Source organism: Paenibacillus sp. G34 (assembly GCF_056856875.1).
Window position 1 is genome coordinate 1908979 of record NZ_CM166469.1, and the last position, 12432, is coordinate 1921410.

At 45.8% G+C, this 12432-nt stretch carries 11 protein-coding genes; 5 read left to right on the plus strand and 6 right to left on the minus strand.

The annotated features are described in order from the left end of the window. Window positions 1-31 precede the first annotated feature (31 nt). The 3 genes from AC1VYS_RS08790 to mnmL all read right to left on the minus strand — a co-directional run bounded on the left by AC1VYS_RS08790 (window position 32) and on the right by mnmL (window position 2757). On the minus strand, window positions 32-1012 hold the full coding sequence (locus AC1VYS_RS08790) for a type I phosphomannose isomerase catalytic subunit (protein WP_482913924.1): 981 nt from the start codon (window positions 1010-1012) through the stop codon (window positions 32-34). Between the two features lie 206 nt (window positions 1013-1218). Further along, on the minus strand, window positions 1219-1803 hold the full coding sequence (gene mnmM / locus AC1VYS_RS08795) for a tRNA 5-(aminomethyl)-2-thiouridylate-methyltransferase MnmM (protein WP_482913926.1): 585 nt from the start codon (window positions 1801-1803) through the stop codon (window positions 1219-1221). Further along, window positions 1804-2757, minus strand: a complete 954-nt coding sequence (gene mnmL, locus AC1VYS_RS08800) for a tRNA modification radical SAM protein MnmL/YtqA (protein WP_482913927.1) — start codon at window positions 2755-2757, stop codon at window positions 1804-1806. A gap of 322 nt (window positions 2758-3079) precedes the next feature. Here mnmL and AC1VYS_RS08805 point away from each other — a divergent pair, with 322 nt between their 5' ends. Both AC1VYS_RS08805 and trmB read left to right on the plus strand, forming a co-directional pair. Continuing rightward, window positions 3080-3280 carry a hypothetical protein gene (locus AC1VYS_RS08805; RefSeq protein ID WP_090922175.1) on the plus strand — a complete coding sequence of 67 codons (201 nt, stop codon included), beginning with the start codon at window positions 3080-3082 and terminating at the stop codon, window positions 3278-3280. Between the two features lie 151 nt (window positions 3281-3431). Beyond that, window positions 3432-4193 (plus strand): tRNA (guanosine(46)-N7)-methyltransferase TrmB, encoded by a 762-nt coding sequence (trmB, locus tag AC1VYS_RS08810; RefSeq protein WP_482913928.1) that lies wholly within the window; start codon window positions 3432-3434, stop codon window positions 4191-4193. A gap of 66 nt (window positions 4194-4259) precedes the next feature. Here trmB and AC1VYS_RS08815 read toward each other — a convergent pair whose 3' ends face one another. Beyond that, entirely contained in the window at window positions 4260-6518 is a 2259-nt protein-coding gene (locus tag AC1VYS_RS08815) for an AraC family transcriptional regulator (protein WP_482913929.1), read from the minus strand. A 490-nt stretch (window positions 6519-7008) separates the two neighbouring features. On the opposite strand from AC1VYS_RS08815, the gene AC1VYS_RS08820 reads away from it, so the two are divergent. The 3 genes from AC1VYS_RS08820 to AC1VYS_RS08830 all read left to right on the plus strand — a co-directional run bounded on the left by AC1VYS_RS08820 (window position 7009) and on the right by AC1VYS_RS08830 (window position 10540). Beyond that, the gene (locus AC1VYS_RS08820) at window positions 7009-7914 is read left to right on the plus strand and encodes an ABC transporter permease (protein ID WP_090922181.1); all 906 of its coding nucleotides are present in this window, start codon (window positions 7009-7011) and stop codon (window positions 7912-7914) included. Window positions 7915-7950: 36 nt separating this feature from the next. Further along, window positions 7951-8886, plus strand: a complete 936-nt coding sequence (locus tag AC1VYS_RS08825) for a carbohydrate ABC transporter permease (protein WP_482913930.1) — start codon at window positions 7951-7953, stop codon at window positions 8884-8886. Between the two features lie 103 nt (window positions 8887-8989). Next, window positions 8990-10540: an ABC transporter substrate-binding protein gene (locus AC1VYS_RS08830; protein WP_482913931.1), complete on the plus strand. Its 1551-nt coding sequence runs from the start codon at window positions 8990-8992 to the stop codon at window positions 10538-10540. A gap of 124 nt (window positions 10541-10664) precedes the next feature. Here AC1VYS_RS08830 and AC1VYS_RS08835 read toward each other — a convergent pair whose 3' ends face one another. Together AC1VYS_RS08835 and AC1VYS_RS08840 are read right to left on the minus strand one after the other, a co-directional pair. Beyond that, window positions 10665-11816 (minus strand): MGDG synthase family glycosyltransferase, encoded by a 1152-nt coding sequence (locus AC1VYS_RS08835; protein WP_482913932.1) that lies wholly within the window; start codon window positions 11814-11816, stop codon window positions 10665-10667. A gap of 50 nt (window positions 11817-11866) precedes the next feature. Next, complete coding sequence (locus AC1VYS_RS08840; RefSeq protein WP_482913933.1) at window positions 11867-12394, minus strand: phosphatase PAP2 family protein; 528 nt, start codon at window positions 12392-12394, stop codon at window positions 11867-11869. Between the last annotated feature and the right edge of the window lie 38 nt (window positions 12395-12432).

Here is a 12432-nt window from a genome sequence, read left to right on the forward strand (position 1 = left end):
TCCTCCTTCACAGGTCATCTGTCACTAAAGCTTAAGGAAGATAAGAGCGAAGTACGGTTGTATTTCCGCTCAGGGTATAGGAACCCAGATTCGCAGGCAGGAGATAACATTGACCTGCTTTCAATGTCAGATGCTCGCCTGCTTCAGCGCCAGTCCATTCAAGCCTGCCTTCACCTTCACATACGACAAGAATGGTAAAGGTGTCTGCCGTAGTCGAGAGTTCCCAACGACCAGCTACGATGCCTTTTTCTACAACAAAGTAGGGGCAGGATGCCAGTTGCAGCCATTTACCCGCTACGGCATCGTTGGTTTTCATCGTAGTGGCCCCAGCGCCTTCATATGCAGTGACATTCAAGGAATCTTCCACATGCAATTCACGAGGCTTGCCATCCAGGCCAGGACGGTTATAATCATAGATCCGATACGTTGTATCCGAATTTTGCTGTATCTCGGCCACGACAACACCTGCGCAGAGAGCATGCACTGTTCCGGCAGGAATAAAGAATGTATCTCCGGCTTCAACAGGTACTTGTCGCAGGGTATCCATCACGGTGCCATTCTCCAGCGCCTGTTTCAACGCTTCACGATCTACACCTTCGTTCAGACCATAGATGATATGAGCTTCTGGCTTGGCATCGAGAACGTACCACATTTCCGTTTTACCCAGTTCTCCTGGAGGGAGAGCCTCGTAATCATCTGTAGGATGCACCTGAACGGACAGGTCATCATTACAGTCCAGTAGTTTAATCAGCAGAGGGAAACGTCCGCCCCTTTCCGAGACACCTTTGGACCCAAGCCAGGCTGTCCCGAGCTGTTCACGTACCTCGTCAAGTCCTTTGCCAGCAAGCGGGCCATTCAGAACCTTGGTCGTACCATTAGCATGATCTGCGATCATCCAGCCTTCACCGATATGTCCTTCAGGGGGCGTAAGGCCGAATTGCTCCAGCGCGCGACCTCCCCATACACGTTCTTTGAATTCAGGTTGGAATTGTAATGGGTATGGCGTAGACATGGATATCTCTCCTCTAGTATATGAAATGGTGAATCGCTTTAACCAGTTCCGGGCCGTCAAACGACTGGCACATTCAGATGAAGACGAACAATTGAATGCGGTTGCATTCATGTATGAGGAAACACGGTGACATGGATGAAGTCAAATGGCTTGTCCAGTCAATGTGTCCAGTGTATTTCATTTGGTCAACAAAGGGAATTGTTTTGTTATTTTTTCTCAATACCGATCAAATAAGGTGAAGTTTCTCGTTGCATCTGACGGTACATCACAACTTGCGCTTGTTCGACAGGCAGAGCAGAAGCCCATGTTGACACAGCTTCAGCTTCCTGAGCGCCTCCGTCATGACCGGGATAAAGAACGACAGTAATAATGCCGCGTGGACGTAATAACGTCGTAGCAGATTCGAGTGCTGCGATGGTACTCGTCGTCTCGGTAATAATCGAAGTATTCGCACCTTCCGTTGGTAGGTATCCCAGATTAAACATTATAGCTCCCACCTTGCCAATCCACCCGTTCGGTATAACTTCTGCCATTCGTGCATGACTTAATTCCAGCATGGAAATAGATCCGAGCTTGCTACTATCGGAATGATTCCGTATCCGGGCCTGAGCCAGTGTCAGGGCTTCGCTTTGGATATCAAACCCGATTACCTGACCACGGTGGCCCACCTGCTTTGCGAGAAACAGTGTATCAGCACCTGTACCCACGGTAGCATCAATTGCGTAATCTCCTGGCTGGAGCCGGGAACCAATCCATTGATGCGCACAACTTAGAACCGACAAAAAGCCCATTTATGCTTCCCTCCAATACTTACCCTGCCAGGTATCCCTTTCACGCAGCTCCCGGTCAATGGAATTCAGAACTTCCCACTTGTTCAAAGACCACATGGGACCAATAAGCAGGTTGCGCGGGGCATCTCCAGTAAGACGATGTACAATCATTTCCGGCGGAAGCATCTCGAGAGTATCCACGATCAGTTTGATGTACTCATCCTGCTCAAGAAACCGAAGCAGACCAGCCTCATATTGTTTGACCATGGGCGTTTTGCGCATGAGATGAAGCAGATGAATCTTGATACCCTGTACATCCATATTAGCTACCGCACGACCGGTATCCAGCATCATTTCATGTGTTTCTTGAGGCAAGCCATAGATGATGTGTGTGCAGACCCGAATGCTGTGTTTGCGCAGCTTTTCTACTGCTTCTTCATAACACGCCGTATCATGTGCACGGTTGATCAAAATCGAAGTGGAATCGTGGATCGTCTGTAGTCCCATCTCTACCCATAAATAGGTGCGCTGATTGAGCTCGGCCAAATACTCTACAACATCATCCGGTAAACAGTCCGGACGAGTGGCAATAGATAAACCGACAACGCCCGGCTGTTGTAAAATTTCTTCAAAATATTCGCGCAGTTCTTCCACGGGTGCATAGGTATTGGTATACGCCTGAAAATAACCGATATAATGAGCCGAAGGCCACTTCAGATGTTGCCTGTCTCTAATGGTATTGAATTGGCTCACGAGGTCTTCACGTCTGCTTCCTGCAAAATCACCTGAACCCCTTGCACTACAGAAGGTGCAACCCCCTTTGGCGATGGAACCATCGCGATTCGGACAGGTGAAGCCTGCATCGAGCATTACTTTAAACACTTTGTTGTTGAATTGATCACGCATTTCGTAATTCCAGGTGTGGAATCGTTTATCCCCCCACATCAAGGGAGGTTGTAAAGCGGGTGCATTCATGTTCAAGGTACTCCTTTAAGGTCTAATGCCTTTAAATGTTGTCTTTGGATTCATTTTTGGTTCAATTCGAGTTAAGTAATATCATATCGGAACAGGGGATACATACGCTGTGCGGTTTTCGTCACTTATTGTATCAAAAATCCGAAAAAAAGGGGAATGTAAACGAAAAAAAAGGCCGTCAAATCAACGTTTTTTACTTGATATAGTTTACACCTTATGTTATATTTAAACCAGCGTCAGACACCATCCAGTGAGTAGTTTTCATCGTGGCATTTGAATGAATGTTGACGTCATGGATCATACTATACCGTGAGGTGATACAATGAATTCCCAAGTTAAAAATAATGAATTCCAGCATGTATCTGTTGAACTGACTGCAGAAGAGGCGCTGGCTCTGACAGGCGTTCGTTTTAATGGAAATCCGAAAGTGAAAGCGGCTGCAAGACAAAAAGTCCGTGATGCTTTCGAAAAGACATTTGATTTTTCACACCAAGATAAGGTAGACTATGAACTACTAAAGTAGTTGGACCCCAATTCCAAATAAATCGAAAAGGGAATCTTTGAGATTTGCCCAACGTGGCAGGTCCGGAGATTCCTTTTTCATTGCTCTTTACAATTTGTCCGTTCTTCGGCAAAATAAGTCTAAGACAAGTATAGACAAACGGAGGAATAAAATGCGTTTACGTGGTAGAAAAGGGATTAGAGAAAATCTGGAGCAGCAAGAGGATCTTGTTGTACTGGAGCCGAAACAATACAAAGGCAAATGGGCCGAGCTGTTTGGCAACGATCATCCGATCTTTGTTGAATTTGGCATGGGCAAAGGACAATTCATCAGTCAGATGAGTTATAAATATCCAGAGTACAATTTCATCGGATTTGACATGTATGATGAGCTCGTCCGTCGTGCCAGTGAGAAAGCGCGTAATGCGTGGAGTCAGGCTGAAGTGGAGACACCTCCGAATCTGAAGCTGGCGCTGGCCAACATTGAACAGATTGAAGAAGTATTCGAACCGCAGGAACTGGAGCGTATTTATTTGAATTTCAGTGATCCCTGGCCAAAAGCGAAACATGCACGCCGCCGGTTGACACATCCACGTTTCTTGAAAAAATATATCGGATTGCTGAACCCGAAAGGACAGATTCATTTTAAAACGGATTCAGAGACGTTGTTTGAGTTCTCCCTGAACGCTATCGCTGACTTCGGCTTGCAGATGACCAATCTGTCTCTGAACCTTCACCGTGACGGCTTGAATGAAGAGCATGTCATGACTGAGTACGAACAGAAATTTATGGGCAAAGGCATGAACATTCATCGAGTCGAAGTTATTGTCGGGGAAGAGGCGCTGCGAGATTATAATGAAATGCGTCTGGACAAGTATAAAGTGCGTGAAGCGACGGACGGATCTGGTGACGACCAGGATCAAGACGAAGCTTAATTAAGAAGGAGCGGCATCTGAGGGCAAAATTTTGCTCTCGGATACCGCTCTTTTTTTCAAGATCAGTTAGAGATGGTCGGAATGAAGCTCTCTGCGGCGATAATCGTTCGGAGTCACCCCGTTGAATTTTTTAAACATACGATAAAAATAAGAGCTGTTGGTAAAGCCGGTTCTCTCGGCAATATCCGAAACGGAATTATCCGTTTCTATAAGCATATACTGCGCTTTGGCAATGCGTGTCTCATTGATCACGTCTGTAAGTCCTTTTAACGTAAGCTGTTTATAAAGTCTGCTGACGTAAATGGGCGACATGCCCAGTTCCTCTGCAATTGAGGTAAGGCACAGATTCGGATCAGCATAGTCCCGCTCCACAATATCGTTGATTCTTCGAATGAGTTCCTCGTGTTTGAGCGTGCGTTTTTCCTCGACCTTGGAGCCGAGCTCATCAAACATGCGATAAAAATGTTCATGCACCTCGCTGAGATCCTCAGCATTCTTCACCGGAAGCATCAAACTGCCCGAGACGGAATCCAGTGTAAGCTGATTGTTTTTCTTGAGGGTATTGCGAACATGATTAAGGGTCATCGTCAGATGGGACAGAGCGAGCTGAAAGACGTTGAACGGATAGGCTGCCGTTTCACTGACGATATCTGCGTAGAACATCTTGGCATCCTCGGTCTTGCCTGTCATCAAGCAATCCACAAGCTGCCTTTCTTTGCCTGCAGGGAAAGTATACTCCTTACTCTGATAAGCCATGATATCCGAGGTATGAATCAGGCAACCCGGCCCCATGAACAGGCGGTGAAGCGAAGCTTCGGCAGAGCGTGCGTAACCTTCAATGCATTCCTCCAGCGAGTTTTCCTCTGGACCTAGTGTACAGGAGATAGAGCATTTCAAATGTGTCATGACTGCGGCCTGCATCATGCGCAGCAATTCTTCAATCTGATGCGAATCTCCGCCCTCCGAGAGCGAGTCATTCTCCGATTTTTCATTAAACAAGAGCGTAATCAGGTCACCACCCATGTCTACTGCTTCCGCATTATAATGAAGGTCTGCTGTTTCGGTACAAATGTTCATCATCGCATATTTGACAAGCTTGGTATCATCCCGATAAGTCTCGCAAAATTCTGTATAATGATCGATGCGCAAAAGCACCAGTCTTGACGGCTGATGTACATCAATGAGTGAACCGTAGAACCTCATCCGTTCTTCTAGCATGTTGCAGGTTACGCTTTCCCGTCCTTGCAAAGCACCGCGTAAAAAGTCTTGTCTGAGCAGGTGCAGACTACCCCGGCGCTCAGCTTCCATTACACGCATACGGACAAGCACGTTATTAATCGGATGATACAGCTTGCGCGATACAAGGTAAGAGAGAATCAAACCCGCAGCCAGCAGCCCGAGGCAGAACAGAAGGGTATGCGTGCGCATGGCGCGAATGTCGGCTGTAATCACGTCATAGGGCGTAATTCGCACGTAACGCCATCCCAGGCTGTCTGGAGCGGTGTAGGTGATCAGTGAGTTCTCCCCGTCCACTTCCTCTGTAAAATAAGCAGAATGCTCTGTATCTTGCATAATTGGACGCATGAATGTTTCGTTTGCGAGATTGTTAAGCAGCGGTCGATCCCCTAGGTCGGATAACAAATCTCCTTCTTCATTCACAATAAACGTTTTGCCTGGCTGATCCGCCGCGTTTATGTTGGGACTAAGCCAGTCATCTTTAATGTTCACGATAACCGCATAGTTTAATTTGGCGTTGTCATTAATGGTGTCATAGCACAGGTACGTGTAACTGTTCACTTCGCTAGCCTCGGTCGATCCAACCTTATACGTACGTGGGATAGGGACAAAAGGTTTATAGTCATGGAAACGATCGAGAATATGCTTGATCCCTTGGTCATCAATCTCAGAGACAGACTGTTGTCCATTGCGGACCCCGTCGGAGCTGATGAAAAATTCATTGCTTTTGGAGTTATATACATAGATGGATTCAATGAAAGGAAGGGACATGCGGTAATTGTCGAGTTGCTCCATGGCGGAGGTGATCTGATAGATACTGGGTTTAGAATAAAGCATCAGCGAAGAAATGGTGTAGTCCTGATAAATCTGATAGGAGAGTGACTTGGCGCTTTCGGTCATCTTGGCCACTTCACGGCTGGTCTGGGTGAGGCTGTTCATATCTGTACGATAAACTTGGCGCAGCGCAATCCGGTTATAGTTAACGTATAATATGGCCGATGCTACGAGCAGCGTGGCTGCTGTGCTAATAATAATGCCCATTAGAATTCGCGCGAATACTTTTGGACTGTCTTCTGAACGTTTGCGCATTCATTTTCCCCCTCGAACTTCCTGATATGAGTGAACTTATGTATTTTTCATAAGACATAACCGGACTTCATATGAAGCAGAACAAGAAGAGCAAGGTAACTTGAATTATATAATATGTATGCGTTTACATCAATGCTACACAGCCAGTTTGGTTCGTTTTCCCTAGATAAAGTTCAACTTTCGCGGTATTGTTCACCTGACTGAAGCTGTGCACGATATCTACTTTTGTGACCGTACATGCGATCATTTCATGATTGGTACAGTTTGTTCACATCGCATTTCGCAGCATCGTTCATGAATCGGCAGGAAGCTTCAGTATCCAGAAACAAAGAGGACAGTCTACAATAAATTCAGAGCTACACCGGTGCATTATCACCATGAGCCTCAATATGAATCACCAAACTTCAGCAACACCAAGAGCCTCTATGATCAACATTCACCAGCAACATTCTATTATGTATCGCCGCGACAATTCGGGAGGGATCGAGCCATGCTCAAAGAATTGAACAAAAACAAAATCATGTTTCTGATGCTGCTGCCCACGCTGATCTTTTTTCTCATTAATTCGTATTTTCCGATGGTCGGTATTTATTACGCATTTACCAGTTACGATTTTGCAGGAGGGTTATTCGGAAGTCCGTTTGTCGGGCTGGATAACTTCAAGTTCCTTTGGCAATCGGGAATGCTGCTGAAACTTACAACGAATACCGTAGGGTACAACCTGGCTTTCATTATACTGGGGAACGGTCTTGCGATCTTCTGTGCAATCATGCTCAGTGAAATCAGGGGCAAGCTGTTTAAAAAAATTACGCAATCCGTTATGTTTTTGCCGTATTTTATCTCATTTGTACTATTAAGTGTAATCGCTTACAACATGTTCAACTATGAATCCGGATTTGTGAATACCGTACTCAAACGTTTTGAGGCAGGGCCGGTCGATATTTACAACACACCATGGATCTGGGTGTTTCTGATTATTATTTTTTATCTGTGGAAAAATCTCGGGTACAGCATGGTCATCTATCTGGCCGCTATAACGGGAATAAGTGACGAGTATTATGAAGCAGCCCGCATTGACGGGGCGAATATCTTCCAGCGAATCTGGTACATTACAGTGCCGATGCTGAAACCGACATTTGTGATTCTCCTGTTATTTTCACTTGGCAGCATTATGAAAGGGCAATTCGATTTGTTCTATCAATTAATCGGGAATAACGGTGTTCTTTATAATGCTACGGATATCATTGATACGTATGTGTACCGCTCCTTGAAGGTGACCTTCGATATCGGCATGGCCACAGCAGCTGGCTTGTACCAATCGTTATTCGGGTTCATTCTCATCATGACGGTTAACTATATCATCCGCAAAATTAACGAGGATTACGCCTTGTTCTAGAATATGCACGCCCATAGGGCAGAAGGGAGAATAACCATGAGCACACAAACGCATACCCAAAGAAGGATTCGAACCCAGACTCGTGCCAAAGATTCGGAATTTAATCTCGCGTTTCAGCTAATCGCCTATGGTGTCATCATTATTTTGTCATTAATGTGCCTGTTGCCTTTCCTGCTCATACTGTCTGGGTCATTCAGCAGTAACGAATCGATCGTTCGGGACGGTTATCATCTCTTTCCAACGCATTTCTCTCTGGAAGGCTACAAAATGGTTTTCAAATTCCCGACCCAGGTACTTAAAGCATACGGGGTAACCGTGTTTACAACTGTAGTTGGCACGACACTGGGCTTGTTTTTTATCACGATGGCTGGATTTGTTCTGCAGCGCAAAGATTTTAAATACCGGAATACGTTCTCCTTTTTCATCTACTTCACAACGCTGTTTGGCGGGGGGCTTGTGCCTTGGTACATTATGCTCGCAAACTACTTCAACCTGACGGACACGTACACCGTACTGATCTTTCCGGGGCTGATGACACCCTTTCTGATCATTCTGATGAAAAACTTTATTCGCTCGGCTGTGCCGGATGAACTGATTGAATCGGCGAAGATTGATGGCGCCAACGATTTCCGGATCTATTTCAGCATCGTGTTAAAACTGGCGATGCCAGGCATTGCAACCGTTGGACTGTTTCTTGCCCTCGGGTACTGGAATGACTGGTTTACATCCTCTTTGTTTATCAACAATCCGGATATGTATCAGCTGCAGTTTTATCTGTACAACACGATGAATACGATTACCTTCATTGACCAGATGGCGATTGGTACGGGCGTTACGCTCAGCCAGGATGTTCCAACAGAGTCGACCAAGATGGCAATGGCCATTATCGTTACTGGCCCGATCTTGTTCCTATATCCGTTTGTACAGCGTTATTTTGTTAAAGGACTCACGATTGGTGCGGTGAAAGGTTAGAACGTATACACGCTGGGGACGTCAGGCTGTCATGAATTACCCGAGGGTCTGATGCATAGCGGGGCTGCGCTAACATATATAAGGTTTAACACAAAAAGGGAGGATGCATATGCGTAATAAAAGGATTCGTCATCTGTCTATGGTACTGGCCCTGATGTTGTTTGCTGGAGTGCTTGCTGCCTGTAATGGCGGTTCAGGAGGAAATGCGCAAGGTAGTAGTCAGGGAGGCTCATCCGATAATAAAGGCGAGAAAGTCACTTTGCAATTTTACATGCTCGGAGATGCTCCCAAAGACCTGCCTGTCATCGAAGCAGAAATTAACAAGCTGGCCGAGGCGGATTTGAACGCTAATGTAAAATTCAACTTCACTTCCTGGACGGACTGGGATCAAAAATATAAACTGCTGCTGTCTTCTGGACAGCCGATCGACCTGATCTTTACTGCTGACTGGACGAATTACCAGTCCTATGCGAAGAAAGGTGCTTTCCTGCCACTGGATGAACTTTTGGCGAAGACACCAAAGCTTAAATCTCATGTGCCGGATGATATGTGGAATGCAGTTAAAATCAATGACAAAATCTACACGGTTCCATCCACGTGGATCGAATATGTAACGGAAGGTATTGCGTACCGCGAAGACTTGCGCGAGAAGTATAATCTGCCGAAGCCGGAATCAATGGAAACGCTGGAAGCCTACCTGGAAGGAATCAAGGCAAATGAGCCCAACATGATTCCGATTGCAGACAGCAATGCAAACCACACACATGGAGTTCGTCAGTTGACTTCCAAGCTGGTGAATACAGCAGGCCAGCTTCCGTATGGGCTGGATATTATGTATGACACACCATCCACAGTGACGTCTTACTGGGGTTCACCACAGCATCTGGAGGATCTGAAAACATACAAACGCTGGATGGATAAAGGATTTTTCCCGAAAAACGTACTAAACGTGAAGGATACTTCCAATTCCCTACTGCAAAATGGTAAAGCAGCTGTCGTTCTTGCCGGGGAGAATCCGAACAAATTTAATTCCGATGTTATCAAAGTGCAGTCCACTCACCCGGACTGGAAGCTCGGATATTTCCCGTATCCGAATGCGAAAGGGTTTGCACAGCCGGTTCATCCGATTCACAACGGTTTTGCCATTCCGCGTAGCAGCAAAAATCCAGAAAGAGCATTGGCTTTCTATGAAAAACTCGTGACCGACAAACGTTATAACTGGCTGACCGAGTACGGTGTGGAAGGCAAAAACTTTGAAGTAAAAGACGGATATTATCACATGATCGGGGATGCACAAAGCAACGGCTTCCCGCGTGAAGGTATGAATGGCTGGGCATGGCGTAATCCGGAGTTTATGTTGTATGACAAGAGCTTTGATGATGTTCTAGCAATGTTTAAAGACCTCGATAAAATTAAGAAACCAGATATTTTCACCGGTTTTGCCGAAGATTGGACTCCTTATCAAGCAGAGAAAGCAGCGTTGGAGCAAGTTGAAAAACAATACTTGTATCCGCTTAACGTAGGCCTTGTTGCCGATGTGGAAGGCGGGCTGAACACCTTTATGGAAAAGGCAAAACAAGCAGGTCTGGAAAAAATTCAGTCTGAGTATACCAAGCAATGGCAGGAGTATCTGAAATCTGCGGGTATACAATAAGTGTATAAAATTGATTGAAATGCAGATGCAAGAAATAAAAAAGGTGCCTTCGGTTTCGAAGGCACCTTTTCATTCGTGAAAAGAGGTTATGAAGACGATATTTGCTCGGGTTAAAATATTCAAGTTAGGCATGTGTTTCCTCTGAAGATAAGGGCTGCATATCCTGCAAAAGATTCATGATACACTGAGCGCTTTCCATAGGATGAACCTTGGCGATTTCAGCTAAATGCCGTTTTCGTTTCTGCACTACGTCCGGATAATACTTAAGCAGTTTGTTCATCCATTTTACCACCACATCAAGCGATGTAATTCGTTCACCCAGTCCTTTGCTGGTGAAATAATGTACATTCTCTTCTTCCTGACCCGGGATCGGATTATGAAACAACATCGGAATGCCTTTGGCCAAACCTTCACTGCATGTCATTCCGCCTGGCTTGGTAATCAGGAGATCGGAGACTTCCATTAATTTATCAATCTCCGTTGTATAACCAATGATATGGATATTTTCTTGCTGGAACAGAGGGTCCTGTTCCATGCTGACGCGTATTTTGTCATTACGTCCAAGACAGAAAATAATCTGGATATCCTCATGCCAGCGAGCCAACAGCTGATGAACAACCTTATCACTTAGCATACCCCATCCGCCACCCATCACAAGCACGGTTGGCATATGCTTCAGATTGAATCTGGCACGTATCTCGTCATGTCCAGGATGCTCCCAAAAGTTAGGGTGAACCGGGATACCGGTTACTTTGATTTTGTCTACGGATACGCCACGACGCATCAATTTGGACTTAACTTCGTCTGAGGAGACGAGATATAGATCTACCTCAGGGCTAACCCACGTACCATGTGCGTCATAATCTGTTAAAACGTTACATAAGGGGACCTTTGTGCCTAACCGCTTTAACCTGGATATAACGGCACTTGGAATCGGGTGTGTGCAGACTATGGCATCCGGATGCAACTGACGAACCACACTGCGGGTATGGGTGTAGAACAATTTGTGCAACGCAAGGGTAGTCAGTCGATTTAATGGTTTCTTATATTGCTGCTTGTATACGTATCCAACGAGTTTAGGTTGAGTGGTCACCGTTCTTTTATACGCATTAATAATAAGTGGTGCTACTTTAGGGTTAAGAAAGCTCCCGAGTTCCAGCACTTTGGTCTGAATATTTGGCGATAGCTTTCGTAGGTGGCTGGATAACGCATAAGCAGCCTGAGTATGCCCTGCACCGAATCCTTCAGATAATAGTAAAATTCTTTTTTTCTCCACGCTTGCCTCACCTGTTCCTGCTAGGTTTTCCTGAGTCTAACATATCGGCTTTAAGGCCAGAATGCAACTGTAGCAAGTGCGACCAAAGTACCGATTGTGGCTCCTGCCAAAACATCGGACGGATAATGAAGCCCCAGATAGATTCGAGAGAATCCGACAATAAGAGCGACAGGCAGCAAGCTTAGCAATAGAAACGGCTCAGCGGCCATAAAGGGTACCGTGACCGAAAAAATAGCGGTTGTGTGCCCTGACGGGAACGAATGGTCCGTCAAAGGGTTGCGGAACGTTATTGTATCAGGCAAGGCCAGGTAGGGCCGTATGCGAGGATACAATTTTTTGGCTATCGCTACAGGGATGTGGCTGACCGCTAAAGCGATGCACGCTTGAAGTCCAGTTGTACTCCATGGAGCCGGGGCAAGTAGCCAGATTAACAAAGATACTGCAATGGAAGAAGTTGCTCCACCAAGATGGGTGAAATAGTACAGCCAGAAATTCATAAATCGATTATGAAGCCGGCCGTTGATCCACATAAACACATTACGGTCAATCTTTTGAAACTTTAAGAAAAAACGGCTCATATTGGCCTCCTGCCAGTCAGGCCGCCCCGAGGGCGGCA